The following is a 26,949-nucleotide window of genomic DNA, read 5'->3' on the forward strand; positions in this document are numbered from 1 at the left end:
TTTATTGGTATAAACTTAACATAATGATTGATGATTCCTCACAAAAATTATGTTCTAAATATGTCACATATTATTAATATTTATTGTTCAATTTCATGTTAAAAGCCGATGCCTTTCAAATACTATCAGAAATTTTTGGTGATTTATTGATAAAATTGCTTAGGCTATTTCATGAAACTATACTTTTTAAATCAAATTCTTGTATTTTTGGTTGTTTTTTGACTAAAATAGCGGCTATAAATTTAACACTTTCAATAAAAACAAACTTAAAAAGGCATATCATGAATCCATTTGACACCCCTTCGCCAATCATACAGTCGAATCAACACTATCCACAATTAGATCAAGATAACCCTTTGTCACCTAAAGGTCGCTTCACTCGCCTTTCATATTTAGCGTGGAATGCTGTTATTGGTTTAATATTTACTTTTGCATTTTTTGTTATCGTTTTGATTGGGTTTGGTGGTGCTTTTTTAGCAAAATCCAATGGTGCCGAAGTGCTCAGCCATCCCTTGGTCATCATCGCAATTATTCTTGGAATCATCACTTATATTGCATTAATGGTTTCGATGGTCTGTATTATGATCAGACGGTTACATGATCTGAATAAGAGCGGTTGGTTATGGCTTCTGATCTTTGTTCCTATTGTCTCATTATTCTTTAGTATTTATATATTTGTGGCACGTGGAAGCAAAGAAACGAATACTTACGGCGCATTCCGCCCTACAGAAATATCTGAAAAATATTTAGGGCTTGCTTATGCATGTTTCCTTGGGATCTTTGTTGTTCTTTATGCCGTCATTTTGTCATTTTGGATGATGAATCCCGAAAAATTTACAGAATCTATTCTACAGTCGAATTCTGCAATGATTGCAGATAGTGAATCAACTACTGATGAAGAAAATATGAACAATACCGAAATTAGCTCTGAAGATGCGATTACTACAGAAGAAGCGACTAGACAAACGACTGATACTGTAGATCATGTAAGCAGATGAATGATTGATAATATCAATTCTCTTATTCTAAAAGCCGTTATCCATGTATAGCGACTTTTTCTTTAAATCATATATTTTCAATTCTCACCATGATTGATCAATGGCATCTACTCAACAAAGATATTAACGGCGCAAAATTTAGACTCTTCTCCATTAGAATAGAAAATATTAAAAAATAAAAAGGAGGAATTTAATTCCTCCTTTTTATACGTCTCTAGAATGTTAATAAGCCCATTGAATCAACATTCTAAAAAATCCAGCAATAATTGCGAGTGTTATAAACCCACCTAACCATAGTACGATAAACCATTGATTTTGAGATAACTTCATCTGCAATACTTTCCGATTTTATTGGTTATTTAAATTTGCTTAGGCTATTTTACAACTTAAGCAAAAACTACAAAATTATCAGTCAAACTTAATGATAACCTTCCTCTCCAATACGAACTTTGTCACGGAAAACCCAATAAGACAGCCCTGTATAGATCAGAATGATCGGAATAAGAATCAAAGCACCAATCAAAGCAAATAACTGACTACTTTCAGGTGCAGCAGCCTCCCAAATGGTGATTGATGGCGGAATGACATACGGCCACAGGCTAATCATAAAGCCCGTGTAAGCGAGAAAGACCAAAGCTAATGTATATATAAAAGGACTTAGTTCAGCACGTTTTTTACATGCACGTAAGACAAGGAATGTAAATATCACCACTAAAATAGGTACTGGACTGAAATACATAAGTTGTGGTTGGCTGAACCAACGTGCTGCAATTTCAGGATGCGCCAAAGGTGTATAAATACTCACGGCGCCAAAAATAATAAACAAAGCAATCGTTAATTTAGGCATCAACTCATACATACGGTTTTGCAAATCAAGTTCAGTTTTTAAAATAAGCCAACCACATCCAAGTGCTGCGTAAAGAACAACAACACCGATGCCTGTAAAGATAGTGAAAGGTGTTAACCAATCTAATCCACCACCTACATACATATGATTTTCAACCTTAATACCTTGAATATAAGCACCTAAAATCATACCTTGCAAAAAGCTTGCTGCGATTGAACCGCCAATAAAAGCTTTATCCCATAAGTGTTTAGTACGATTGGCTTTAAAACGGAACTCAAATGCCACACCACGGAAAACAAGCGCAATGACCATCAGAATGATCGGCATATATAATGCTGATAAAACGGTGGCATAAACCATAGGAAAAGCAGCAAATAGCCCTGCTCCGCCTAAAACCATCCACGTTTCATTACCGTCCCAAACAGGAGCAACGGTATTCATCATCACATCACGTTCTTGTTGATCTTGAAAGAATGGAAAGAGAATTCCAATACCTAAGTCAAATCCATCTAAAACAATGTAAATAAACACACCGATTGCAATAATAACAATCCAAATCAAAGATAAATCAATCATTATTTGCGCTCCTGTTCATTATCCATTTCTGAATCTACACTTTCTTCAACACTACTCAGGGGACGCTTAGATGCCAGAATAACCGCTTCTTCACTATGAACCGCACCTTCAGGAGTCGCATAAATAAATTGTGGGCCTTTATGCATAAGTTTAAGCATGTAATAAATGCCGATCCCGAATACAACGCAATAAACCACCACAAATATGATTAAAGTAATTCCAACTTGTTCTGCCGAAACTGGGGATAACGCATCTTTAGTGCGCATGACACCATAAACTACCCACGGCTGACGTCCTACTTCTGTAGTGAACCAACCTGCGAGCAAAGCAATAAAACCAGATGGTCCCATAACGAAGGCAAAACGATGGAGCAATTTATTCTCATAAAGCTTACCGCCTTTACGAAGGAATAAAGCCATAAATGCCAATAAGATCATTAGCATTCCCATACCAACCATGATACGGAAACTCCAAAATACAACAGTAGAGTTAGGACGATCTTCAGGTGCAAACTCTTTTAAGCCTTTGACTTCACCATTCATACTATGGGTCATGATCAGGCTTCCTAGATTTGGAATACCCACCGCATACTTGGTTTCTTCCGCATCCATATCTGGAATACCGAATAAATATAAAGGCATACCCTCACCTTTATTGGTTTCCCAATGCCCTTCAATTGCTGCGAGTTTGGCAGGTTGATGCTTTAGAGTATTTAATCCGTGATGATCACCAATAAAGACTTGTAAAGGCGCAAGAATTAAAATCATCCACATTGCCATGGAAAATGATGTTTTTACCAATGCATCACGGCGACCTTTAAGCAAATGCCATGCAGCCGTTGCAGCAACCAATAAAGCAGATACTAAAAATGCAGCCGCAGCCATATGAGCTAAACGATATGGGAATGATGGGTTAAACACGATCGCAAACCAGTCTTGCGGAACAATAATGCCATTTTCAATGCTAAAACCTTGTGGTGTCTGCATCCAACTATTCGAAGAAAGAATCCAGAACATAGAAATACACGTTCCGACCGCCACCATTGTCGTTGCAAAAAAGTGTGCACGAGGCCCAACACGGCCCCAACCAAATAACATAATCCCAAGAAACCCTGCTTCTAAGAAAAATGCGCTGAGAACTTCGTACGCCAATAATGGGCCTGTCACTGAACCTGCGATACGTGAAAATTCACTCCAATTCGTTCCAAATTGATAGCTCATCACGACACCAGAAACGACGCCCATACCAAATGCAATAGCGAAAATTTTGACCCAAAACTTGAATAAGTCTTGATATACCGGATCTTTGGTCTTTAACCAACGCCATTCTAAAACGGCTAAAAAGCTAGCTAAACCAATAGAAATTGCGGGAAAAATAATATGAAAGGAAACAGTAAATGCAAACTGAATCCGTGCCAATTCAAGTGCAGTAAAACCTAAACTCATAGCACCACCTTATCCACATTCAATCCACGAGCGAACATATAGTTAAGTTGACCAAATAAGCGATTTTGCAATACTCCTAACTGCTCAATCGTTACTGATCGAATTTGATCTAAAGCATAGACTTGATCGCAATCAAACGTATGCAATATATTTATTGATGTTTTTTTCAACATAATTTTAGGGCGAATGAACCCAACGCTCTGAATAAAAACGTTTAAAAATAGATACATTTGTATATCTCTATATAAAATTTTATTTATTCGTAAATATTTAAAATTTATTCACGAGTGAAAATTAAAACTTATATAAAGCTTGGTGGGGCTCGCCCTTGAGGAATAAGATATAAGCGTTGAAGTTGAAAATAGACATGCTGAAAATTATTAGAAAATGCTAATAAACGAACTTGGATACGAAATAAAATCTCTTTCACGCCAAGTTCTGGCGGCATAGTCAAATGACCATAAAAAGTACAGTATGGGCACTGATGATTTGCATCATGCTGATGGTAATAATTGTTTTGTACATCCAATACGCTTAAATCTGCATGTTGATCTAAGTGAATTGCTCGTGCCTTAGCTGACTTATCACTATTCAAATGTTCAGTATGGTTATTATTTTGATCGATAGACTGAATACGAGATGAAGCGAATAAAGACAGAGTGATAAGTTCACAGACCGGAGCAATTTGATATTGTTCTGGTAATAACGGCTGTAGAAAAACAGCCAACTGTAAACATACTGTTGCAAAGGCAAGCAACAAACCACTTCGTCTTAACACAATTGATTGCTCATATTGAGAGAAAGGCTAAATAATTGAAGTATTGGCTTGTTCAATTGGCGAATCACCAATGGCTTGAAAACCAAGCGTAATACTCAACTTTCGTTACCCTACTATAGTCTATATTTTTGCATTTTCAAAGTTTCTTTAGTGCATATTTTGCAATACTTTTCACCTATTTAATAAGCAATAAACTTGAAAAAACATCTTATATGTATTTGTATGTAAAGCTTTAAATTCAAATGATGGTTTTTTGATTAATAATATTCTCAATAATCGGTCTAAGCTATTCTTAGATTTTATCGCGCGTATATTTAATGGTTCAAATTAAAATAATTCATTAAGTAATCTAAACAATCTTGCATAAATCAATAGAATTACTGGATACAGCCTCGGGGAAATTTTAGACCAATCAAAAAATTATAAAGAATAGCTAAAAAAGCAAGTCTGATATTTTATGTTAAAAATATGAACATGAATTTATTCAAATAAACTAAATATGATGCTCGCATTCCCATTTAAATGAAAATAAAGAGATCATTTTTTCCGTAATAGATAATATTTCATGCATTTAAACCATACTGTCATAATTTATTCATATACTTGGTTCATTGATCATAAATTTGAATATATTTCAACATTAGATCTACTATTTTAAAAAAAATGAGTCAAAACTGGGAATACAATGAAAGCGCTTTACATTTTAAATCTTATTTTTTCGACACTTATACTGACCTATATTATTTATTCATTAGGACAGACTGTATAGAATCACAATCAACTATTTCTTAATCATTATTACTTTCAATGATCTACATTAAAAATATCACATAAAAAAGGACAGCTAAAACTGTCCTTTTAAATTTCCTAAATTCAAATCAAAACACTTGATCAATCAAAACGTGCATTGAGCACTTTAACAGAAACTGTATTCTTCCAAATATCACGTAAAGTTGGCAAATAGAATTTTTCACCTAATTCAATCAATTCAGCATCAAGTAACGCATGTATTTCGTGAGCAAATAAATAATCCAGCTCAACAGTCTTTAGAAGTTTCTGTTGTTTTGCAAACTCTTTACGCTTTGTTTGTGCTTGCTTTACCAATTGATCTGCATAACTCTTATTTTTATATTTGCTCATCGCTTGAAGACGTAATTCAATCACGCCCCAACCCGTCAATAATTTCTTAAATGTTTCAAAATCTTGTGTCGTCGATTCCCAAGTCATTTTTTCCAAATCTTCATCTTCTGGAAGCACTGGCAGCAGAAGCTCCATCACACTTGGAAATATTTTTTTAAAACTCAAAATAAATTTAACGGGATGCTCACCAGGATAATCCTTAAATTGCACATTTTCCTGAACATCTGTTAAATAAATGGATAGCATAATTAATCATCAACAATAAAACTCTAGCAAGTATTGTACGCACTTCAGATAGAGATACAAACTATTGCTGATGATTTCTCAAGCATCAAGGTGATTATTTGGCGTTTGGATGCACCATTTTTTCAGGTTGTACCACTTCGTCAAATTGCTCAGGTGTTACGAGATTCAATTCAACAGCAACTTCTTTAAGGGTTTTCCCTTGCTTGTAAGCTGTTTTAGCAACTTTAGCTGCATTCTCATAACCAATGACGGGATTCAATGCTGTCACTAGCATCAATGAATTATGTAAGAAATAATCAATTTTTTCACGATTTGGCTCAATGCCCACGGCGCAATGCTCATCAAAACTATTGCACGCATCGCCTAACAATTGAATCGACTGGACAAGATTATAAGCAATAACAGGCATATAAACATTTAACTCGAAGTTGCCAGATGCCCCTGCAAAACTAATCGTAGTGTCATTTCCCATGACTTGCGCAACCACCATTGTCATGGCTTCACACTGCGTCGGATTGACTTTACCAGGCATAATACTCGAACCCGGCTCATTTTCTGGAATGTGTAATTCACCAAGTCCACAACGAGGTCCACTTGCCAACCAACGAATATCATTGGCAATTTTATTTAAGCTTGCCGCTAATGTTTTTAAAGCACCCGAAGCGAAAACAGCTGCATCACGACCTGCAAGTGCTTCAAATTTATTGGGATTACTAATAAATGGCAATCCAGTTAATTGTGCTAATTTTTCTGCAGCATTTTCAGCATAATCAGGATGTGCATTTAATCCTGTACCCACAGCAGTACCACCCAGTGGCAATTCATACAACCAAACCAAAGCTTGTTGTAAGCGTTTTAAACCATGATCAAGCTGCGACACATAACCACTGAATTCTTGCCCTAATGTTAAAGGTGTTGCATCTTGTAAATGAGTACGCCCAATTTTGACAATCTCATTAAAATCTTCAGATTTACGCTGTAATGTATCTCTTAAACGAGTGACTGCAGGAATGAGTAATTCATTGATATGTAAAGCAGATGCCACGTGTATCGCCGTTGGAAATGAATCATTGGTCGATTGCGCGCGATTAACATGGTCATTTGGATGAACTGGTTTTTGTGAACCTAATGCGTTACCTAGTTTTAGATTCGCAATATTTGCAATGACTTCATTGCAGTTCATATTACTTTGCGTACCAGAACCCGTTTGCCAAACCACCAAAGGAAATTGTGAGTCCCATTGACCTAAAATCACCTCATCGGCGGCATCTACAATATATTGACTCAATTCTTGAGGAATTTGCTGAAGTTCAGCATTGGTCATTGCGGCGGCTTTTTTAACTAAACCCATTGCACGAATCATCGGACGAGGCATATGCTCTGTACCAATTTTAAAATTTTCAACACTGCGCTGAGTTTGTGCACCCCACATCGCTTCACTTGGTACTTCAACATCACCCATTGTGTCATGTTCAATACGTGTTTGCATATCAACCTCTTTACCCTTGTTCAATTCATTGAATGATGTTGGCGTGCTAAGCAAAATTTGCTCTGACTGACTTATCTATATTCGATTTAAAACTTAAATGTCAAAGTTTTAAATTAAAAACGATAGATTAAAATTTACGTTGATCGTTTCATTTATATATTCATTACTATATAGAAATGAATAATGATTTAAGCATGCTAATCAAAGCACAATAAAATGTAAACAATAATCATTATCAAAAATAACTCTAATCTTTATTGGAATCCTTCATTTTCAATAAATAAATTCTTCAACTATGGACAACAAGCGAATTATCAACTGAAAATATTAGCGATTATTTAAGATATTTTGATAAAAACGCCATTCGTCCTCAATCATTTGTTTTAAAGTTCGTTGGTGCTTCCAATGCAATATTTCAAATGCTTTATGACTTGCTGAACCAATCTGAGCAAGTTCTTCAGTTTCAAAAGTTGCTTCTATTGTTTTGATCTCAATTTGTGTAACCTCTGCAATAACATCGAGTAGTTTTTGGATAGAAGCCACGTCACCTGCTATATCAAACGCTTCGCAAACATTACTCTGATTTTGTAACCAAAATAAAGTCTTGTGAATCGCATCGCACACATCTAATACATGCACAAAACTACGCTCTACCGTACCATCAGCCGTATCTGCATGTTGTTGAAGCTCGATCACATCACGTTGTTGTGCTGCAACTTGAAAAGCCAAAGGTACAATATTTTTTGGCATCGGCGTGACAAACTCACCCAAAACCCCATGTTCAAATGCTCCAATCACATTAGCAACACGTAAAATAGTAATTCGCCATTCACTATCGGTCTTATAAGTATCACCAATGATTTCTTCAATCATTTGCTGAGATTTAATATAAGGGTTTGGATATCTGTAGTTAAAAGCAAGGCCTTCATTTAACACTAAACTAGACTGACCATATACAGCCATACTGGAAATGTGTAATAAACTTCGCACACCAGTCCGTTGCATCGAGCGCAATAAGCTCATGATACAACTGACATTATCATTATAATATTCAAGCGGCTTAAGCTTAGATTCTTCTAGCGATTTAAAACCGGCACAATGTACCACGGCGTCGATAGAATATTGTTCAAAAACTTTGTTCAATGCGGGAGTATTACGGATATCAATTTTGACAAACGGGATATACATACTTGCAATATATTCAAGTCGTTCTAAAGATTGAAGGCTTGCATTGGCTAGATTATCCACAATGACGACCTCTTGCCCTTGAGCTAGCAAGCTTAAAACCGTATGCGAACCAATAAAGCCCAAACCACCAGTGACTAAAATCATTGTATAGATACTCCCTATAATAATCAAAAGCTTACAGACTATTGATGTTATTTTGGTGTTTTTAATAACTTATCTACAAACATTAAAAGTGACTCAAAATTTCTATTAAGTTATCTAATCCGTAAGAGCTTTCTAGCATTATTATTTTACAAGTTGATAATTTTACATGTGTTGTAGTTATGGCTATTAATCGTATATTGTTTATGACGAAAATAAGAACTCACTTTATTCAGAATATTTTCATTGAATTGATCGCTCAACCTTATTTAAGAAATGCATTTATATCCTATTGACTATCTTTACAGGACAAATTTAGAGCTTTAGCTCTAAATTAAGAGTTTAACTCAAAATCATTACATTCCAATAAATTAGTTCAATAATTATGTTTAAATTTGGTTTAATATCAGATACATTTTTTTAGTTCTGGCATATTAGAGGCAAAATAAGGAATCACAAATAATCAATTACATAAGATCATTGAATATTGTTTAAATAAAAGGTATGAAATGTGAATAGTCACAAATAAACCATGATAGTGCGCTGAACCCCATCATAGTTTCACATAAAATATTGATGCTTATGATGAAATATCAAGTATTTCGCATAAGGTGTATTATCTTAATTTTAGATAACTTTAAATATCAAAGTTTTCAATTTGTCGAAAAGTTAAATTAATACGAGTTGTTGTAATACGCTTACTCGGTGGTAAACGATGTAACCAGTGGGTCTGCGTCGTATCCTTCATCATCAATAAGCTTCCATGCGCTAGAAATAACTCGATTTTTTCTTTAGTCGCTTTATGTTTAAAAGCAAACTTTCTTTCAGCCCCAAAGCTCAACGATGCGATCGAACCATTTTTTCTTAAATCTATTTCTCCATCACTATGCCATGCCATTCCTTCATTTCCATCGTGATAAAGGTTCAGTAAGCAGGAATTAAACGTTTCACCTGTACTGCGTTCTACAATGTCCTTCAATTCGTGCAATACAGGATTCCAAGCCAAAGCATGTTTTGTCGTTTTTGAATAGGTATATAAAAATTGATGATCTCCGTACCAAGCAACTTTCCGTTTGGTTATGATGCGCTTTCCGTAGATTATCGCCTCATCGTGTTTCCAAACAATTGAACGTAATAATTCATCGAAATATGCATTTGCTTGCTGTGATGGGAAAATTTCCCTGAAATATAAAACTGTACCGTCATAGGGTAATAAATTTCGATTGATTTCTTCTAGCTCAAATAGATCCATTTTTCCAACTCATATACGCTTGTCTCATACAATGCCCGCAAGGGCGATAGCCTAGGGCAAGTGCTTCACCTTCATCTTTAAAAAAGACACGATTTTTACATTTCATGCGTTTGCCTGAGCGACAATGCAACGTACCGTAAATTTTTAACTGCTGATTTCCTCCAAACAAGATTTTTCCCTGTCGAAGCAAGACATAAAGCTCCTGATCAGTAATCATTTCATGACGTATCATATTTAACTCACAGCATCATGAAAAATAATCCCCAATGTATAGCGTTCACCTTGATGTAATGGGCTGACCCCATGTTTCATATTGACGCGATAATAACCACGAGTACCTTTTTCAGGTTTGAACTGTGTAGTAAAAATCAGTACATCACCCTTTTGCGGTTGTAGTACCGTAGCTTTGGATTGTGCACGCGGAATTTGCTGAGTTAAAACAAACTCTCCACCTTGATAATCCACATTTACTTGATTCAAAAATATAACTAGTTGAAGCGGAAAATACACGTCACCGTAAAGATCTTGATGTAGCGTGTTAAAACCATCTTTATGGTACTTAAGAATTAGTGGAGTTGCTTTTTGTTGTCCATTTTGGTGACATTGTTGCAGTAATTCTTGATGCGTTGCAGGAAAAATCATATCCAAATTTAGGACTTTAAACCATGCATTCGCAATAGGCATAAGATAAGAATACATCTGTGTACGCAATTGCTGAATCAAGTGTGGCAGAGGATAAGTAAAGTATTTATATTCCCCTAATCCAAATCGATAGCGTTGCATATTCACAGTCTTACGATATAGCGTAGGGTGGTCATAATTGTTTTTTGCAAGATCACATTGTTCCTCTGTTAAAAACTTTTCGAGTACCATGAAACCATATTGATGCATCGCTTCAGTAATAGCATTCCAATCGAGTTGAGCTAATCTATCTTTAAAATATTCTTCCAATTCAGTGGGATGTATGAGTTTTCGCTCCCTCCCAACCAATGATGGCTGTTTTTCGCGTTGTGCCCCACATGTAGCCACCAAAAGAGCCAGAAGATTGAATCACCCGATGACATGGGATGAGAAATGCAACAGGGTTATTTCCTATTGCAGTTCCTACGGCTCGCGAAGCTTTGTGATTGCCAATGTCTTTAGCAATTGCACCATAGGTCGTCAATTCACCCATAGGAATTTTAAGTAGGCTTTCCCAAACTTTAAGTTGAAATTCGGTGCCCTTTAGATGCAATTTAATTTCGGAGAGATCTTGATGATCTGACTGCAAAATACTGATAGCTTTCTGTTGTAATTCATCTTGTCGCTGAACAAATTTTGCATTTGAAAATTGTGTTTTAAGCTGTGAAAAAGCATCCTCATAATTCTCTGTGAAAGCCATATAGCAAATGCCTTTTGCCGTTGAAGCAATCACAATAGAGCCAAAAATTGTTTCTGAAAAACTATAATTAATTTGCAAAGACTCCCCACCATTTTTATATTCAGCAGGAGTCATTCCTTCTATTCGTATAAATAGATCATGCAAACGGCTAGAGCTTGAAAACCCAGTCTCGAGCGTAGCATTTAACACACTATTTTCTTTATGGTTCTTTAAAATTGATTTGGCGTGTTCCAAGCTAATGTATTGCAAGAACTTTTTAGGACTAATACCAGCCCATTCAGTAAAAATTCTTTGAAAATGAGCTTGGCTGAGATGAATATGTTCTGCAATTTCAGATAAGCTTGGTTGTTCTTTGAAGTTCTGGTGAATATATTCAATTGCTTTAGCAATCCGAATATAGTTCGTATCTTCAGACATTGTCACTCTCCGAAATATTTTAGCTAAAAAACAACATTAACAAATAAAGTTGTTAAGAAAAATCCGATTCTTGCTATAAATTAGTGATGCTATTTAGTTTTATTTAACATAATGGTGCTTATGCGAAAAAAGCCCTCAATCGAGGGCTTTTTTGTTTCTTGACAAAAAATTAAGTTTAAATTGGATCTATGTAAGATTGAATATGGCAACAAAAAATGAATGATATATTTTATATAATACAAAAATATACCATTAATACTCTATTAATTAACTTTCAAAATATAAATATAAAAATATAACAATCTATTAATGTATCTAATTTAGATTAATTTATACAATTTTAAAAATTTTACCACTTAATGTACTTTGGAAAAACATTTCAAAACTAGGTCTAATATTTTCACCATCAACAGTGATATGTTTTACATTAGAATAAGATTGAGTGTTAGCAAAATGCTGATCCACTGTAGCTTGAATAGATTGTTTAATACCAAATTGATCTTTAACATTCATAATTTGTTTAAACATTTATATATATCCTTAACAGTATTGGGGTGAACAAAATACATTCACCCAAGTATTTAATAATGGTTTACTTTTTCTAAATAACTCGGTGATCTAACTTAAACAACTGATTTAAAGATGTATAAAATGTGCGACCATCTAAATTTAAGTCAACTTCAACCCCAGACCCAAGTAGAACCCTCTTTCCTACTTCAATTTCTTTGAAACCTTGACGCGTATTTTGTAATTTATTTAAGGGAATTAACGATACTATAATTTCAGTACCATTTTTAGATTTTGCAACTAAATCATTTATTCTTAACAACTTATATCCTATTATTTGAAGATTTTCCAACTTGGAAAACAATTTTAAAATTAAATTTTTAACTATAAAAAAGCACTTATTAGTGCTTTTTTATTACTGTATATTACTACTTAGATAGCAACAATATTGACAGCATTAGGTCCTTTTTGACCTTGAACTATACTGAATTCAACCATTTGGCCTTCAAGTAACGTTTTGAAACCTGAGCTAGCAATTTCACTGAAATGAGCAAAAACATCTGGACCTGATTCTGGTTGGATAAATCCGAAACCTTTAGTTTCGTTGAACCACTTTACAGTACCTTTAACAACATTAGAGTTAGACATAATAAATCCTATTGATTTTTTAATAATTTTAGCCACTTTATTGACTGGTTATAACTTTGAAATAATAAAGAATGGCACTTAAAATCTGAAAAACGAAGGATTATGACTAAAACGACGATACTTAAGAAAGATTTACCGAAACAAGACTTTTTTCTAGTTGAGTTAACTATACACTAAAAAACAGAAAAATCAAGTTTTCTTATATAGATATTAATATACTTTATAATAAATAAAGTTAATTCAGTTATTTAAACAATACCAAAAACTTATTTAAAACCTAATAAAAAATGAGTTATTCCTTTGCTAATTAAAAAATATTGATAAGTAATTTATTTAACCATATCACTCTCTATTTATAAATATTCCATTTATCAAATGCTCCATAGAGCCATAATATCTAAGCGTTAACTGTTTAATGACAAAACACTAAGTATTAGCACTTGTACACTGCTGCTTTAAATTGCTAAAACAATAGAACTGAATGTTTTTTATTTATTAATAACTAACTAAAGTATCGTTTAAAATAAATAGAAAGCATTCAAAGTCTAATGATTCATCTTCTCATTCTGAACTTAAATTCAGAATAAATATGGAGTAAGATTTTGATTATATTAATATTATTTCTAATCACTATATTCATTCAATCCTTAACGTTATGGGCAATTTTCTTTTTTTCTTTGTCACGAAAAATTGGCTCACTCACTATTTTTATCGCCGTTTTATTTACTGCATTTATTACACCATGGTCACTCATTTTAGGACTTCCATTGGTTCTAATCAGTCTAATACTCTTCATTGGTCCACTTAGAATGCTATTCATCACTCAACCTGCTTATAAAATATTAGCTAATTCAATGCCCAGTATGAGCGCGACAGAGCGTGAAGCTTTAGATGCTGGTACTAGTTGGTGGGAAAAAGAATTATTTATGGGCGCACCTGATTGGTCTAAGTTTGATGCCTATCCTTATCCCGAACTATCTGAACAAGAACAATCCTTTATCGATAATGAAGTTGAACAACTCTGTAGCATGTTAAATGAATGGGATATCCATATAAATCAGGATCTTTCCCCAGAAACGTGGCAATTTATTAAAGATAAGGGTTTTTTGGGCTTAATTATTCCTAAAGCCTATGGCGGAAGAGAGTTTAGTGCTTTTGCGCAAAGTCGAATTATGAGTAAAATTGCATCTCGCTCGCTCACTGCTGCAGTAAGCTGTATGGTTCCAAACTCATTAGGACCTGGTGAGTTATTACTTAATTACGGTACTGATGAACAAAAAAACCGTTATCTTCCTGGCTTAGCCAAAGGTACTGAAATTCCCTGTTTTGGTTTAACGGGTCCTGAAGCTGGTTCTGATGCGGGCGCAATTCCTGATACAGGAATTGTCTGCTATGGCGAATTCGAAGGAAAAAATGTACTTGGTTTGAACATGAATTTTTCTAAGCGTTGGATTACTCTTGCTCCAATCGCAACGGTAGTCGGACTTGCATTTAAACTTCATGATCCTGAAGGCTTACTAGGTGATACTAGTAAAAGTGACTATGGTATTACTTGTGCATTGATTCCAGCCTCCCATATGGGCATTATTGTTGGACCACGTCATCACCCTGGTGGCTCCCCATTTATGAATGGTACCGTTGAAGGAAAAGATGTTTTTATTCCTATCGATTGGATTATTGGTGGTGCTGAGAATGCAGGTAAAGGATGGCGTATGTTAATGGAATGCTTGGCTGTAGGTCGCGGTATTTCTCTTCCTGCGCTCTCTACAGCGGCAGGTGAAATGACCTATTTAACTGTAGGTGCTTTTGCCAAAATTCGTCAACAATTTTCAATTTCTGTTGGTAAATTCACAGGCGTGCAAGAAGCAACTAGTGAGATCGCCAGTGATACCTATATGTTGGAAGCTTTCCGCTACTTGGTCACATGCGGATTAAACCAAGGTGGCAAACCTGCGGTCATGACAGCTATGGCAAAATACTACGCCACTGAAACTATGCGTAAGTTAGTCAACCACGGGATGGATGTTGTCGGAGGACGTGCAATTCAACAAGGGCCTCGTAACTTCTTAGCTTTGTTATATCAAGCCATTCCAATTTCGATTACGGTTGAAGGTGCTAATATTCTTACTCGATCATTGATGATCTTTGGGCAAGGCTCAATGCGCTGTCACCCCTATTTATTTGAAGAACTTCAACTACTTCAAATGGATGATAAAAAGACTGCACTCAAAGAAATGAATACAATCCTTTATCAACATTTAGGTTACACCTTTAATCGAACTGCTCGTGCTTTAGCCTATGGTTTTACGGGTGGCTCAAATCATGCACCGAATAGTGCAGATGCTTTTACTGCACCTTATTACAAAATCATAAATCGTTTCAGTACCGATTTCGCCCTCACTGCCGATATGTGTTTAGGCTTATTAGCAGGCGAAATCAAACGGAAAGAAATGTTATCAGGTCGATTAGCAGACATACACGCATATATGTTTATCGCAACATCTATCCTCAAGTTTTATGAACACGGACAACGTAGTCAAGCAGAGCAAATTCACGCTCAACTGGCTTTAGAAAAGGTTTTATTTCAGACACAGGAAGCTTTTATAGGGTTATTTGATAACTTCCCCTATTCTCTGGCTGCCAGTTTAGTGAAATTTGTTTGTTTCCCATTTGGTCGGCCACTGGTGAAACCCCGTGACGAATTAATGCAACGAGCTGGTGATTTAATTATGGAAGACAATGCCTTTCGTAACTTATTAAAGCAACATGTCTATTACAATACAGACCCTCAAGATGTAACTGGTCGAATGGAATCTACTTTCCAAAGCCTGCTTCAAATCAATGACCTTTGGGATAGATTTAAAAAGTCAGAATCAAAGGATTTGTTTAAAGGTTTAACTTTTGAAGAGCATATCCATGATGCAATTCAAATCAATTTTATTACTCAAGTCGAAGCCAACCGTTTGCTTGAGTACAATGCAATACGCTATGACAGTATGCTGACGGATATTTTCAATGAGCATCTAAACGAAGTTTTACCTTTAGAAAATGCTCACTTACCTTCACAATAATAGCGACTCAATTCTTACTAGAAGCCCTCAATCGAGGGCTTTTTGAAAAAATTTAAATAAAACAAACAATAGGAGAATCCATACAGGCAGCATCAACACCGACAGCATAAAACCCTGACTCCACATAATGTAAAGAATAATCAGCATAAAAACCAAAACCAAATAATTGGTGAATGGGGCAAATAACGCTGGGAACTTGGTATGAATGCCTTGCTCTTTCATGGCTTTTCTGAATTTTAAATGAATTAAACTGATCATCATCCAATTCAATACTGCTGCCGCTACCACAATGTAAATCAGATAACTTAATGCTTTTTCAGGTACAAAGTAATTAAGTAAAACACAACCAAAAATTAGCAACGCAGAAAATACAACGGCAGGAACCGGAGTCCCTTGTTTGGTAACTCTCTTAAAAACTTTCGGTGCATTACCTTGCTCTGCCAAACCTAGTAGCATGCGACTATTGGCATACATGCCACTGTTACAGACCGATACAGATGCTGTCAAAATAATAAAATTCAGTAAATGTGCTGCCCAATCAATGCCCATTTGCTTAAAAATAAGTACAAATGGACTTTTATCTAAACCGCCTAAATCTAATTGATTCCAAGGTACCAAAGACAAAAGAATGGCCAATGAGCAGATGTAAAACAGGAAGATTCGAATAACGGTCTGATTCACCGCTTTAGGAATATTTTTTTCTGGGTCTTCTGTTTCCGCTGCTGCCATGCTAATCAGCTCAATCCCGCCAAAAGCAAACATCATAAAGGCCAACATATAAAACAGGCCTTCAAAGCCATGCGGGAAAAATCCGCCATGTGCCCACAAGTTGCTGATAGAAGCTGTTGAGCCAGTACCTGCCGTCACCAACAAATAAATACCAAAAATGATCATTGCAATAATCGCAAGGACCTTAATCATCGACAGCCAAAATTCAGATTCTGCATACAGCTTTACATTGGCTAAATTTGCAAGGGTCACCACAACAAAAAAGACCAATACAGATATCCAAGCTGGAATATGGGGCCACCAATAATTGACATATTTCCCAATGGCAGTCAGCTCGGTCATTACCACTAAAATATATAAAACCCAGTAGTTCCAACCCGTCAAAAAGCCTGAAAATCGTCCCCAATATTTAAAAGCAAAATAACTGAATGAACCTGTAACGGGTTCATGCACTATCATTTCGCCAAGTTGGCGCATAATCAGAAATGCAATCAAGCCACCAATCATATAACCTAGAATAATGGATGGGCCAGCGGATTGAATAATATGTGCTGAGCCTAAGAATAAACCTGTGCCAATTGCACCGCCCATAGCAATCAATTGAATATGACGGTTCTTTAAACGGCGCTGAAGTTTAGGCGTCTCGCTGTTCAAAACAGACTCTCATTGAATAAAACATGAATTGTAAATGCTAAGTGTCTTATAACCTAGCCCATCAATGGAAATTATTTTAGATCCACATTTCTTGATTTAAATGAGATGATAAGAAGTAATGTTATTACTACTGTAGTGGCTTATTATTTAAATCTAAATAAGTCAAAATTCAGAAATATACTCAAAACTAAATAATGAAAATATATAGGTCTAAAATAGATAGGTGGTTCATTATAGTTTTAGCTATAAGTTCACTTTTTCTTTTAGTATGGATAATGTCTGCTGAAAAAACCGGAGGCTTTAACTTGGTAAACTATAGATACTCATTAGAAGTTTACCATGAGAAAAAAGCAAAAAATTTATATTGATTAACCCAAGTGAACCTGATCCTGGTGAGGATATGGCAGCTTGGTTACCACCCATCTTAGATATGATTCTTGAAGATGATTAAGGGGGACGAATCATGAAAAAAAAAATGAAAAACCTAATGAAAAATAATAATATGCAGCCAAATAATATCTGGTTAATAACAGCTCAATTGATTGTATTCAGTCTCTTTCTTGACCTTAGCCAGCTCACGCTGGCTAAGGATAGGATTCAATATCATGTACAGAACTTTGATGGTTCAACCTTAAATGTGATCAATGAACAGGTGTGGTCAGTCAGTCGTATCAATACGCCCCTTTTGGGCAACAGCTTCAATATAAGAAGCCAAGTAATTTAAAGAACCCGGATGCTTTTGTTGGTGGGGTTCAAAATGCTGATGATTTGGTTTATTTAAAGCAACGTCACTATAACCCTGTGATTGGACGGTTTTATCAGCCTGATCCTGTAACGTTTATTATGAAAGGGCATGGTCAGACTAATCGTTATCAGTATGGATAGAATGATAGTTATACGTTTAGTGATCCGACAGGAAAAGCAACTGTAGTTAAAAATGGTGTTTGAGTTGAAGATGGGATGAGTTTCTATTCTACCTCAGGAGGTACTGTTACTGATTATTTAGGTCAGAATTTTCTTAATGATTTTGCTACTTTAGCACCAACTCCAAAATTTAAATGGCTAACAGGGATAAGTGATTTAATATTTAAACCACAATATGATAATATTATTGATCTTAGAAGTATGACATTCAATACTTACACGCCATTGTCGAAGCCTTGGCTTAATAAGAATATAGCGAAATTACCAGCTCCTCCATTTCCACCTGGGATTGAAACTCAAAATAAATTTGGTAGCGATTTTATAAAGTGGGGAAAAGGTTCTGAAGGAGCACTTATAAGATCTCAAAATATTACGAAATTTGAAGTTGCTGTTATGCAAAGTCAGGGGCTTACACTACAAATGACTAATCAATGGCGTACTTTTTATGCTAATGAATTTTTCAGGAATGTTCATAATACTACTGCTCAAAACAGAGTTCTGCTAATGAATCGTATTATCGAACATATGGAAAATATAAGAAAATGAAATCTAAACAGAAAATTATATATCAAAATTCTTCTGATGAAGCAATTAAATTAATTATAGAACCGTGGGGGCAAGAACTTTATATTGATTCGAAAGTTAAAGTAGAAATTCAAATTGAAGGAGGCTCTGAGCACGGTTGCTTGATGATAGAATCAATTCAAAAGACGCTAGTTTTATATGGATGGGAAGGCAGTGTAATTAATGTATATCAAGATGGTGAAAAAATTTTTTAAATTTTATTTTACAACATTGCATATCATGCACAAACAATGATTAGTAGTTGGGCTAATGGATGTAATGGTTCATACCCAAATTTAACAAGATGAGTTGCTCAATAGAAAACTTAAGCAGCATGCAATAATTTGTGTTAGGTGTTCAGCAGTTCTAAATTCTGATAATGGATTTAGAACGATTTTGTATTGTGGTCTATGAATAGAAGTAAACATTGTGAGAATATCAGATTGAATTAAAAGTGTAGAATAGTGTCCATGTTAAAGAAGAATCACTGTTCACTAATAAACGCCACTGTGTGTCCATTAGAATAAGAATATGCAACCCGCGCCGTATTGGTTTTGGTAGTTTCATTTTTGGTGCAGATTGCCTTTCATTTTATCAATAAAATAGAAAAATAAAGAAAACGAGGGTGATTTAATGCAAATAAAAGAAATGGCTTTATACTTTCAAACATCAATATTTAAATAAATCATTGTTTTTAAATGATTATATCTTTAATTTTTTTAATATTTAGCTTTAATTTCTTCAGAAGCCATATAAAATCATTGTATACTACCTATTTATTATCAAGTATGAATGCTGCAAAATTGCTGCCTATTCTCCAAGTGAAGTTTGAATGAGTTCTCTATTACTGATCACCGCTGCACCTAGTTCAATCCATGCGTGGCATGCACTAGGATTGGCACAAGCCCTGCAACAAAAGCAGCAAGACTTTTGCGTATTCTTTTATCAAGATGGTGTGCAAGTAGCGAACAGCTTGCAATGGGTTCCTGATGATCAACGAGACTTAACTGAAGCGTGGCAAGAATTAGCGATACGCCTTCCTGTATGTGTGAGTGCAGCACTTGCACGCGGCATTACAGATCAGGAAAATGCTCAACGTCACCAAATTAAAGCACATAACCTTGCTTCAGGTTTTGAGTTAGTCGGTTTGGGTGAGCTTGCAGATGCCGTTCAATCTTCAGATCGTCTTATTCAATTCTAGGTTGTTATTTTTATTCAATTGTTGCATTTAAAAGGTAAATTGTGTGAAAACCGTACTGGTCATATTAACTCAAGCCAATTTAAACAGCTTACAAGTACACGAGAGTTTGTCTGCAACTATGGTACTTGCAACTTTTGGTAGTGAAGTCAAAGTATTACTGCAAAATGCTGCACTCAGTTTATTAAAATCTGATCTGCCTTTTGACGGTTTAAAGCAAGCCTTTAAACTGGCTTCAAATATGGTAGACAGCTTCGAATTTTATGATTTAACGCCAATTTTAGTTGAAAATAAGGATAAAAATTCCAGTTTTGTTACTCAAACACAACAAGAGCTAGAATTTATTGATTTGAATGCGGAATTCATTCAATCATTTGATCATGTGCTGTATTGGTAATACCTTGCCGAGTCTTTTTTATGTCTGATAAAACACTTTTTTTAGTTCAATCTACGTTTAATCAAACTGATTCAAATTTAGATCAGTTAGAACACCTGTATTCCGAAAACGATCAATTGGTTCTCATGGGTGATGCTGTATTATTTGTACATGATCAGCGGCTTTTGAATAAACAACACATCGCAATACTGGAAAATGATGCTGAAATATTAGTCGATGAAATACCTAATCATATTCAGCAAATTTCATATGCTCAATTTGCAGACTTAGTGTTAGATTTTAAGCGCTGTATTCGGTTAACATAATCCCTAATTCAATGATCAAATGCTGATGTCGTTTTGACTATAATCATATTTTCAATTTCTCCTTACTCTAAAATCATAGATTTAGTCATTCTATGATTAGACTTACTTAGGCTATTTCATGAACTTAGAATTAGATCAAGATGGTCATTTGGTCGATTACACCATTTGGAATGAACAAGTTGCACAAGAGCTCGCCAAGTCTCTCGAACTAGAGCTTACAGATTGGCACTTTGAAGTTTTGCAAGCTGTACGTCAGTTCTATGCTCAATTTGGGCACTCTCCTGCGACGCGTCCTTTAATTAAATTTTTAATGAAGACTGTTAGCCCTGAAATTGATAATGCAATGTTACAAGCAAAGTTTAATACTGGATTAGTTGCGCGCCATTTGAGTCGTTTGGCTGGTGTGCCAAAGCCAGCGAATTGCTTGTAAATCATATCATTGAATGAAAAAATCCAAAGCACTTACACTTTGGATTTTTTATACTTCTTAGTGTGATAATAATTTAAAAAATTACATTAGATTTGCCTACTAAATCTTCATTTTTAGGTGAATTCATAGATTTATCTATTACTCCAAACTTTTTAAACAAACTTGCACGGCGTTTTGGATAAATATTGGCTTTATTCAAGTCACCATTGTAATGCTCAAAAACTCGCTTATCCATAATCTTAGACCACCACGATGGAATCATGGCAGGTAAAAGCATACTCGCATAACCACTTGGCAACTCAGGTGCCTCATCAAAATGACGCAATGCTTGGAATGGACGGGTTGGAAAAGCATGATGATCTGAATGACGTTGCAATTGATAAAGGAATAAATTGGTTACGATGTTATTATTATTCCAACTATGTTCAGGCATAGTACGTTCATATTTACCATTTTCATTCTTTTGACGCAATAAACCATAATGCTCAATATAATTAATAATCTCAAACAAACCAATGCTATAAGCAGATTGTGTCGCTAAGTAAGGTAATATACCTTTACCAAAGATTCCGACCATGGTTGAATGAAAAACCCCTGTCATCGCCCATCCTTGCAGTAACTCATTTTCCTTCGTCCAAAAACCTAAACCTTTACGTTTCAAACGATTGGTTTCAATTTCAATCGCCGATTTAAACGAACCAATCACTGTACGCGGCAAGAAATCATACAAAGTTTCGCCCATCTGTGATGATGCAGGATCTTCTGGTGTCGCTGCTCGCTTATGATGCCCATACGGATGCTCAATTCGGAAATGGTTATATCCTGAAGGCACTAAAGCCAAATGAGAAAGAATATGGTCAATGCGATCAGGCTTATGACTTAACTCATGTGCGGTATTAATCGCAATACCATTAATTGCACCCATAGACATACCCAATAGGATCTTATCTAAAAATGAGGTCTGTTTGCGACTGACTAAATAGCATGCATAGATATTGGCAACATATTGAATTGGAATAAAAGATTTTACCAAGCGAGAATAGTATGGATCTTGCTCAAGCAATTTCACATCTTCTGCTGTTGGGTTATTTTTATCCTTACCAATAAGAGAATCTATGGCTGGAATAATGACATGCAATACCAAGGGACCGCCTAATGCGAATACTTTTTTCAATGGTTTAGGTGCAACATGATAACCTGCTAAAATACCCAAACCAATCACAGGTAAAGATGGACTAATCATCCAAAGATATCTTTTTCTATCGAGTTGAAAACCTGACTTTTGCTTTACTTCCTGAAGCTGTTCAGTCATTTGTACTGGAGCATTCATCACTACACCTTTAAACTCTTTATTCTTATCTATATATTTGATTATTCCAGTCATTCACAACAGTTGTAAGCGTCCAAAAAAGCTATTGAAAAGTCTTTGTCTCGTTCGACCTAGAGATTGTCCTTTTCGCACATGTTTAAATACAGTAATGATAATACGTAACGATTTTATAATTTTAGCTATAATCACCAATAGGAAATTTTGAATAACGCTTATGGATGCACTCAGTAAAATTTTTGATGATATTCATTTGAATCATTCCGAATATATTTATTTACAGGCTCAAGGTGCTTGGGCTTTTCAATGTGCTGAACAATCTGCCGTGATTGCGCATATTATTTTATATGGAAAAGCGCATTTAAAATTTCGCAATCAAATTAATCTAGATTTAAACACAGGTGACATGCTCCTCATTCCCGCAGGACTAGAACATCAAGTGATGGGAAGTTCAGATCACCAACTGGTAGAAGTCATCAATATCAATCCCTTATTTAATGGTCTCAGACAAGATGCCATTGAGTTTGGACAAGGTGATCATGAAAAGACGCTTATTTTAACCGTACGATGCCATTTAAATGCGATTATGGCAAAACCATTGGTTAATGCCTTACCACCCTACTTACACATTCAAAATGCATTGAGCGATGAAGCACCTGAATGGTTAAGAATTGGATTATATTTTGTTGCTGCTGAAACCCACAGAACATCGGCAGGTAAAAATAAAATTATGGATCACGTGGTCAGCATTATGATGATCGAATGTGTTCGGGATTATATTGAACAAATGCAAGATCAGAATAATTGGTTAAACGCTTTGGTTCATCCTGAGCTTTCCAATGCTTTGGCTGCTATTCATGGTCAACCTGCATTTAGTTGGACAGTAGAAAGTTTAGCTGAAACTTGCTGTATGTCTCGCTCTAAATTCGCGAATCTATTTAACCAAATTATTGGTGAAACGCCTTTAGCTTATCTACAACAACATCGCTTACGTTTAGCTAGTCAACTCTTAAAACAAGGTCAATTGTCCATTCAACAGATTGCACATCAAGTTGGCTATTCTTCTGAAACTGCATTTAGCCAGGCCTTTAAAAAGCAATTTGAAATGAGCCCTAGCCTGTATCGAAATCAGGTGATCTCCTGTTAAAACCATTATATAGGTTAAATGAGCTTAATTTTAACAATATAACTTAACCAGCACGACTTAAAATCTATCGGTGAAATGAGCATCACTTTTACAAGTTAAAAAAACTTTACATCTAGGCACTTTCATTCCCAGTTTTCAAAGACAAAAAAAAGCGCCGAAGCGCTTTTTTATAACTCAATCATATTAATTAAAATATTACTTAATTTTAGCTTGAGATTTTAAATAATGTGTATAGTCATCTAGTAACTGTTCACCACGGAATTTTTGATACATTTGAGTCAACTGCTCTGTTTGCGCAGGATTCATTTGATCAATTGGTGTAGTTTTCACATTTGAAACAGCAACAACAACCAATTCGTTTGGTAGTTTTGCAGTAGTGACAGACCACATACCCGCTTTTGGTGCAGCTTGGCTAAATGCAGCACGTTCAATTTCACGTTTTAAACCTTGTGAACGTGTGAAAATACCTGCGTGAACAAAATTAAACTGATGTTTTGCCGTCACTTCTTGTGCAGGCAATTTTTTGAAATCTGCCAACATTGCATTTAATTTTGCATGTGCAGCATCAAAAGCTTTCTGTTCAATCAATTTCGCTCTAACACGTGCAGTTGCTTGCGCTAAAGGTTGTGTACCTGCAGCATGATACTGACGTACTTTAATCCAAACCGTATCACCATTAGCCGTTTGAATATTACTTGAAGCCGTTGTATTACCATTCTTCACATCATCACTAAATAGCTTAGATTTTACAGCAGGATCGGCTAAAACTGGATTGGTTGTACCCAAAGTCACCGCATTTTCCGATTGGATCTTGGCTGTTTTAATAGCTTGAGGGATAACATCTAACGTATCACTACTCACCACTTGTTCATTCAAACTATTTACAGTGTCTGAAAAGTAGTTTGCAGATTTATTTTTAATCACTTCTGCTGTTAATTCAGCTTTTTTAGCTTCAAATGATGGCACTGCATCTTCAAGTGTTTCCACTTCGATTAAATGATAACCGAACTGTGTTTTTACAGGCTTAGACACTTGACCATTGGCAGTCGTCGAAACGGCATTATCAAACTCTGTTCCAAACAAACCTGTCGCATATGCTGCAAGCGTACCGCCTTTAGTTTTAGAGTCTGGATCTTCGGAATACTGAGCAGCTGCATCTGCAAATGAAGTTCCTGCTTGAATTTTTGCATATACATCATTGGCAATTTTTGCAGCTTGTTCTGCTGTACGGCTGTCCGTCGTAATCAGAATATGTTTAACTTCACGTTTTGCATTTTGATTATGTTTTTCAACAAATTGCTTATAAGCTTCTTGTAGTTCTGCATCACTTACCGCAGTATTTACTTGCGTTAAAGTCGCTGGACTAAGCACGACAAAATCTACATCAACAGAAGCTACTTGCTTAAATTGATTTGGATGTTTGTTATAATAATCAGCAATTTCTTGATTTGTCACTTTAACATTGGCTTTATAGTCATCAAGTTTCACACTCGATAAAAACAATTCACGTTGCTCAGTTTGTAAGTTTGTGATTTGTTGAAGATCAGTTTTGCTGATCAAAGCATTATCAACAATTGAAGATGTTAATAAGCTTAAAGAAAAATCACGACGAATATTTTGAATAAATATTTGACTATTTATCCCCTGAGAGCGTAAATAATTTTCATACAAAGGTTTTGAAAATTTACCATTTTCCTGAAAATTAGGAATTTGAGCAATTTTTTGTTCAATTTGAGCATCACTCAAAGTAATACCCAATTTATTTGCTTGCTGGCTCAAAAGGTTTTGACTAATCAAGTACTCAAGTGCTTTATTGGAAATAAAATCTTTATTTAATAACGATTCATCTCCCTTAATTGCAGGATTACTGAGTAATTGATCTGTATAACCTTTCGTAACAGCTTCTAACTCTTTTTTCGAAATATCTTGACCATTTACGGTTTTAGCTACGTCTTCTTTTTGCCCACCGCTGAAATAACCTTCGATGCCAACTACAGCGAATGGCGCTAAAAATAACACAAGGAGAACTTTACCAAACCAGCCCCTTATGAAAGTACGAAACGATTCCATGAGTATTCCAATATTTTATTTCTTAAGGATTCTAACTGAAATTAAGAAATGAATGAATCAACAATCTATTTTAATTCTATATATTTCATAAAAAACGCGCCACATGGGCGCGCCTTTAGCAAACAAAGATTAAGCTACTGAATCTTTTAAGCCTTTACCTGCTTTGAAGCTAGGTACTTTACTTGCTTTAATTTGTAGTTCTTCACCAGTTTTTGGGTTACGACCGGTACGAGCCGCACGGTCTTTAACACTAAAAGTACCAAAACCAACTAATGTAACTGTATCACCCATTTTAAGTGCTTCACCGATTGAAGCAATAGTCGCATCTAATGCTTTACCAGCATCTGACTTAGACAATCCACCTTTCTCTGCAATCGCATCGATTAATTCTGATTTATTCATGAAGATTACGTCCTCTTATATCGTTTGTTTAAGTTCTAAGGCTGTGTAGATCAAAGGCCATGTCGACTTTATAGCAATGCTTTGGGGGGAAACGCAAGACTCCAAACACGCTTTTCACAAAAATTACGACTAAAAAACGCTATTTTTTTTGTTTCCTCGCATTTATGTCATTTTTTTAGCAATTGTTCATATAAGTTTTTATTGTCTTCAACCAAAGCATCTACCTTGCTATTTAATTGTAATATTAAATTTTCTAAATGCTGAAGATCCTTCGCTGTCACCAATCCAATTCTATTTAAAGAATGATTAACACTCTGGTCTAAAAGCTTCTCAACTTTGTCTTTGGTGTCAATTACAGACTCTTTGGTTTTCTCCGTCACTTTATTTACCGTTTGATCAGTGACCTCAACCGTTTTTGACTCTAACTCTTCTCCGACCTTCACCAAAGTATCAAATAATTTATTACCTTCTTCCTCTGCTCTAGAGAATGCACCCAGACCAGCCAACCAAATTTGTTTGGTATATTTCCTAAAATCTAAATGAGATTTACGCTGATTTCTTGATCTGATTGATATTGAATTTTCTTCACTCAGATTAAGCTCATCAGCTTTGTTATTGTTCATATCCTGCTCCATCCCACCCTTACTCCTGCTTTTAATGCTTAAATAAACAAATTAT

Annotated in this window: 28 protein-coding genes and 1 pseudogene; 10 read left to right on the plus strand and 19 right to left on the minus strand. The window is 35.3% G+C overall.

The features are described 5' to 3' along the window. The first annotated feature begins 281 nt into the window (after positions 1 to 281). The gene (locus ACG94X_RS02955) at positions 282 to 998 is read left to right on the plus strand and encodes a DUF805 domain-containing protein (protein ID WP_419382237.1); all 717 of its coding nucleotides are present in this window, start codon (positions 282 to 284) and stop codon (positions 996 to 998) included. A gap of 222 nt (positions 999 to 1,220) precedes the next feature. Here ACG94X_RS02955 and ACG94X_RS02960 read toward each other — a convergent pair whose 3' ends face one another. The 14 genes from ACG94X_RS02960 to ACG94X_RS03025 form a co-directional block, all read right to left on the minus strand. After that, positions 1,221 to 1,328 carry a DUF2474 domain-containing protein gene (locus ACG94X_RS02960; RefSeq protein ID WP_419382238.1) on the minus strand — a complete coding sequence of 36 codons (108 nt, stop codon included), beginning with the start codon at positions 1,326 to 1,328 and terminating at the stop codon, positions 1,221 to 1,223. Positions 1,329 to 1,416: 88 nt separating this feature from the next. Beyond that, positions 1,417 to 2,421: a cytochrome d ubiquinol oxidase subunit II gene (gene cydB / locus ACG94X_RS02965; RefSeq protein ID WP_419382239.1), complete on the minus strand. Its 1,005-nt coding sequence runs from the start codon at positions 2,419 to 2,421 to the stop codon at positions 1,417 to 1,419. Further along, entirely contained in the window at positions 2,421 to 3,866 is a 1,446-nt protein-coding gene (locus ACG94X_RS02970) for a cytochrome ubiquinol oxidase subunit I (protein ID WP_419382240.1), read from the minus strand. The genes cydB and ACG94X_RS02970 overlap by 1 nt, the downstream gene beginning before the upstream one ends. 301 nt (positions 3,867 to 4,167) lie before the next feature. Continuing rightward, a complete protein-coding gene (locus ACG94X_RS02975) occupies positions 4,168 to 4,644 on the minus strand; it encodes a DUF2946 domain-containing protein (RefSeq protein WP_419382241.1) in 477 nt (158 codons plus the stop codon). An 891-nt stretch (positions 4,645 to 5,535) separates the two neighbouring features. Then, positions 5,536 to 6,030, minus strand: a complete 495-nt coding sequence (locus ACG94X_RS02980; RefSeq protein WP_419382242.1) for a hypothetical protein — start codon at positions 6,028 to 6,030, stop codon at positions 5,536 to 5,538. A 94-nt stretch (positions 6,031 to 6,124) separates the two neighbouring features. Further along, a complete protein-coding gene (fumC, locus tag ACG94X_RS02985; RefSeq protein ID WP_419382243.1) occupies positions 6,125 to 7,519 on the minus strand; it encodes a class II fumarate hydratase in 1,395 nt (464 codons plus the stop codon). 327 nt (positions 7,520 to 7,846) lie between these two features. Next, entirely contained in the window at positions 7,847 to 8,851 is a 1,005-nt protein-coding gene (locus tag ACG94X_RS02990; RefSeq protein ID WP_419382244.1) for an SDR family NAD(P)-dependent oxidoreductase, read from the minus strand. A 634-nt stretch (positions 8,852 to 9,485) separates the two neighbouring features. After that, positions 9,486 to 10,100 (minus strand): alpha-ketoglutarate-dependent dioxygenase AlkB family protein, encoded by a 615-nt coding sequence (locus ACG94X_RS02995; RefSeq protein WP_419382245.1) that lies wholly within the window; start codon positions 10,098 to 10,100, stop codon positions 9,486 to 9,488. Further along, positions 10,087 to 10,332 (minus strand): Ada metal-binding domain-containing protein, encoded by a 246-nt coding sequence (locus tag ACG94X_RS03000; RefSeq protein ID WP_419382246.1) that lies wholly within the window; start codon positions 10,330 to 10,332, stop codon positions 10,087 to 10,089. Before ACG94X_RS03000 ends, ACG94X_RS02995 begins: the two co-directional genes overlap by 14 nt. Before the next feature lie 2 nt (positions 10,333 to 10,334). Next, a complete protein-coding gene (locus tag ACG94X_RS03005) occupies positions 10,335 to 11,066 on the minus strand; it encodes a 2OG-Fe(II) oxygenase (RefSeq protein WP_419382315.1) in 732 nt (243 codons plus the stop codon). Then, entirely contained in the window at positions 11,053 to 11,898 is an 846-nt protein-coding gene (locus ACG94X_RS03010; RefSeq protein ID WP_419382247.1) for a methylated-DNA--[protein]-cysteine S-methyltransferase, read from the minus strand. Before ACG94X_RS03010 ends, ACG94X_RS03005 begins: the two co-directional genes overlap by 14 nt. Positions 11,899 to 12,228: 330 nt before the next feature. Next, positions 12,229 to 12,426, minus strand: coding sequence for a hypothetical protein (locus ACG94X_RS03015; RefSeq protein ID WP_419382248.1), 198 nt, complete (start codon positions 12,424 to 12,426; stop codon positions 12,229 to 12,231). A 73-nt stretch (positions 12,427 to 12,499) separates the two neighbouring features. Then, positions 12,500 to 12,727, minus strand: coding sequence for a hypothetical protein (locus tag ACG94X_RS03020; protein ID WP_419382316.1), 228 nt, complete (start codon positions 12,725 to 12,727; stop codon positions 12,500 to 12,502). Between the two features lie 110 nt (positions 12,728 to 12,837). After that, positions 12,838 to 13,053, minus strand: coding sequence for a cold-shock protein (locus ACG94X_RS03025; RefSeq protein WP_419382249.1), 216 nt, complete (start codon positions 13,051 to 13,053; stop codon positions 12,838 to 12,840). Between the two features lie 614 nt (positions 13,054 to 13,667). Here ACG94X_RS03025 and ACG94X_RS03030 point away from each other — a divergent pair. Continuing rightward, positions 13,668 to 16,124, plus strand: coding sequence for an acyl-CoA dehydrogenase (locus tag ACG94X_RS03030; protein WP_419382317.1), 2,457 nt, complete (start codon positions 13,668 to 13,670; stop codon positions 16,122 to 16,124). 27 nt (positions 16,125 to 16,151) lie between these two features. On the opposite strand, the gene ACG94X_RS03035 is transcribed toward ACG94X_RS03030, so the two are convergent. Beyond that, positions 16,152 to 17,507 (minus strand): amino acid permease, encoded by a 1,356-nt coding sequence (locus tag ACG94X_RS03035; protein WP_419382250.1) that lies wholly within the window; start codon positions 17,505 to 17,507, stop codon positions 16,152 to 16,154. A 463-nt stretch (positions 17,508 to 17,970) separates the two neighbouring features. Between ACG94X_RS03035 and ACG94X_RS03040 the strand changes: the two are divergent. The 7 genes and pseudogenes from ACG94X_RS03040 to ACG94X_RS03070 form a co-directional block, all read left to right on the plus strand. Then, a pseudogene (locus tag ACG94X_RS03040) lies at positions 17,971 to 18,389 on the plus strand (RHS repeat domain-containing protein); the annotation flags it as partial. A 78-nt stretch (positions 18,390 to 18,467) separates the two neighbouring features. Continuing rightward, positions 18,468 to 18,977 (plus strand): DUF4951 domain-containing protein, encoded by a 510-nt coding sequence (locus ACG94X_RS03045; protein ID WP_419382251.1) that lies wholly within the window; start codon positions 18,468 to 18,470, stop codon positions 18,975 to 18,977. After that, positions 18,974 to 19,210, plus strand: a complete 237-nt coding sequence (locus ACG94X_RS03050; protein ID WP_419382252.1) for a hypothetical protein — start codon at positions 18,974 to 18,976, stop codon at positions 19,208 to 19,210. Before ACG94X_RS03045 ends, ACG94X_RS03050 begins: the two co-directional genes overlap by 4 nt. Before the next feature lie 617 nt (positions 19,211 to 19,827). Continuing rightward, positions 19,828 to 20,196 (plus strand): sulfurtransferase complex subunit TusD, encoded by a 369-nt coding sequence (gene tusD / locus ACG94X_RS03055; RefSeq protein ID WP_419382253.1) that lies wholly within the window; start codon positions 19,828 to 19,830, stop codon positions 20,194 to 20,196. Positions 20,197 to 20,239: 43 nt separating this feature from the next. After that, positions 20,240 to 20,590 carry a hypothetical protein gene (locus tag ACG94X_RS03060; RefSeq protein ID WP_419382254.1) on the plus strand — a complete coding sequence of 117 codons (351 nt, stop codon included), beginning with the start codon at positions 20,240 to 20,242 and terminating at the stop codon, positions 20,588 to 20,590. A 20-nt stretch (positions 20,591 to 20,610) separates the two neighbouring features. Further along, complete coding sequence (locus ACG94X_RS03065) at positions 20,611 to 20,895, plus strand: DsrH/TusB family sulfur metabolism protein (RefSeq protein WP_419382255.1); 285 nt, start codon at positions 20,611 to 20,613, stop codon at positions 20,893 to 20,895. 118 nt (positions 20,896 to 21,013) lie between these two features. After that, positions 21,014 to 21,325 (plus strand): TusE/DsrC/DsvC family sulfur relay protein, encoded by a 312-nt coding sequence (locus tag ACG94X_RS03070; RefSeq protein ID WP_419382256.1) that lies wholly within the window; start codon positions 21,014 to 21,016, stop codon positions 21,323 to 21,325. Positions 21,326 to 21,398: 73 nt separating this feature from the next. Here ACG94X_RS03070 and ACG94X_RS03075 read toward each other — a convergent pair whose 3' ends face one another. Then, positions 21,399 to 22,655, minus strand: coding sequence for an alkane 1-monooxygenase (locus ACG94X_RS03075; RefSeq protein WP_419382257.1), 1,257 nt, complete (start codon positions 22,653 to 22,655; stop codon positions 21,399 to 21,401). Positions 22,656 to 22,869: 214 nt separating this feature from the next. Here ACG94X_RS03075 and ACG94X_RS03080 point away from each other — a divergent pair, with 214 nt between their 5' ends. Beyond that, positions 22,870 to 23,799 (plus strand): AraC family transcriptional regulator, encoded by a 930-nt coding sequence (locus ACG94X_RS03080; RefSeq protein WP_419382258.1) that lies wholly within the window; start codon positions 22,870 to 22,872, stop codon positions 23,797 to 23,799. 195 nt (positions 23,800 to 23,994) lie between these two features. Here the strand turns inward: ACG94X_RS03080 and ACG94X_RS03085 are convergent, their stop codons facing one another. The 3 genes from ACG94X_RS03085 to ACG94X_RS03095 all read right to left on the minus strand — a co-directional run bounded on the left by ACG94X_RS03085 (position 23,995) and on the right by ACG94X_RS03095 (position 26,906). After that, the gene (locus tag ACG94X_RS03085) at positions 23,995 to 25,869 is read right to left on the minus strand and encodes a SurA N-terminal domain-containing protein (RefSeq protein WP_419382259.1); all 1,875 of its coding nucleotides are present in this window, start codon (positions 25,867 to 25,869) and stop codon (positions 23,995 to 23,997) included. A 129-nt stretch (positions 25,870 to 25,998) separates the two neighbouring features. Continuing rightward, a complete protein-coding gene (hbs, locus tag ACG94X_RS03090) occupies positions 25,999 to 26,271 on the minus strand; it encodes a non-specific DNA-binding protein Hbs (RefSeq protein ID WP_419382260.1) in 273 nt (90 codons plus the stop codon). 167 nt (positions 26,272 to 26,438) lie between these two features. Next, a complete protein-coding gene (locus tag ACG94X_RS03095; RefSeq protein WP_419382261.1) occupies positions 26,439 to 26,906 on the minus strand; it encodes a phasin family protein in 468 nt (155 codons plus the stop codon). Positions 26,907 to 26,949 lie beyond the last annotated feature (43 nt).

The sequence above is a fragment of the Acinetobacter psychrotolerans genome, assembly GCF_048552595.1.
Classification (GTDB): Bacteria; Pseudomonadota; Gammaproteobacteria; order Pseudomonadales; family Moraxellaceae; genus Acinetobacter.

Coding starts and splice junctions, on each gene's coding strand:
- ACG94X_RS03000 (WP_419382246.1), bottom strand. CDS start 10,332: ATGATACGTCATGAAATGATTACTGATCAGGAGCTTTATGTCTTGCTT.
- ACG94X_RS02955 (WP_419382237.1), top strand. CDS start 282: ATGAATCCATTTGACACCCCTTCGCCAATCATACAGTCGAATCAACAC.
- ACG94X_RS02970 (WP_419382240.1), bottom strand. CDS start 3,866: ATGAGTTTAGGTTTTACTGCACTTGAATTGGCACGGATTCAGTTTGCA.
- ACG94X_RS02980 (WP_419382242.1), bottom strand. CDS start 6,030: ATGCTATCCATTTATTTAACAGATGTTCAGGAAAATGTGCAATTTAAG.
- ACG94X_RS03070 (WP_419382256.1), top strand. CDS start 21,014: ATGAACTTAGAATTAGATCAAGATGGTCATTTGGTCGATTACACCATT.
- ACG94X_RS03010 (WP_419382247.1), bottom strand. CDS start 11,898: ATGTCTGAAGATACGAACTATATTCGGATTGCTAAAGCAATTGAATAT.
- hbs (WP_419382260.1), bottom strand. CDS start 26,271: ATGAATAAATCAGAATTAATCGATGCGATTGCAGAGAAAGGTGGATTG.
- ACG94X_RS03050 (WP_419382252.1), top strand. CDS start 18,974: ATGAAATCTAAACAGAAAATTATATATCAAAATTCTTCTGATGAAGCA.
- ACG94X_RS02995 (WP_419382245.1), bottom strand. CDS start 10,100: ATGGATCTATTTGAGCTAGAAGAAATCAATCGAAATTTATTACCCTAT.
- ACG94X_RS03045 (WP_419382251.1), top strand. CDS start 18,468: ATGAGTTTCTATTCTACCTCAGGAGGTACTGTTACTGATTATTTAGGT.
- ACG94X_RS03095 (WP_419382261.1), bottom strand. CDS start 26,906: ATGGAGCAGGATATGAACAATAACAAAGCTGATGAGCTTAATCTGAGT.
- ACG94X_RS03080 (WP_419382258.1), top strand. CDS start 22,870: ATGGATGCACTCAGTAAAATTTTTGATGATATTCATTTGAATCATTCC.
- ACG94X_RS03065 (WP_419382255.1), top strand. CDS start 20,611: ATGTCTGATAAAACACTTTTTTTAGTTCAATCTACGTTTAATCAAACT.
- ACG94X_RS02960 (WP_419382238.1), bottom strand. CDS start 1,328: ATGAAGTTATCTCAAAATCAATGGTTTATCGTACTATGGTTAGGTGGG.
- ACG94X_RS03085 (WP_419382259.1), bottom strand. CDS start 25,869: ATGGAATCGTTTCGTACTTTCATAAGGGGCTGGTTTGGTAAAGTTCTC.
- cydB (WP_419382239.1), bottom strand. CDS start 2,421: ATGATTGATTTATCTTTGATTTGGATTGTTATTATTGCAATCGGTGTG.
- ACG94X_RS03015 (WP_419382248.1), bottom strand. CDS start 12,426: ATGTTTAAACAAATTATGAATGTTAAAGATCAATTTGGTATTAAACAA.
- ACG94X_RS03075 (WP_419382257.1), bottom strand. CDS start 22,655: ATGAATGCTCCAGTACAAATGACTGAACAGCTTCAGGAAGTAAAGCAA.
- ACG94X_RS02990 (WP_419382244.1), bottom strand. CDS start 8,851: ATGATTTTAGTCACTGGTGGTTTGGGCTTTATTGGTTCGCATACGGTT.
- fumC (WP_419382243.1), bottom strand. CDS start 7,519: ATGCAAACACGTATTGAACATGACACAATGGGTGATGTTGAAGTACCA.
- ACG94X_RS03025 (WP_419382249.1), bottom strand. CDS start 13,053: ATGTCTAACTCTAATGTTGTTAAAGGTACTGTAAAGTGGTTCAACGAA.
- tusD (WP_419382253.1), top strand. CDS start 19,828: ATGAGTTCTCTATTACTGATCACCGCTGCACCTAGTTCAATCCATGCG.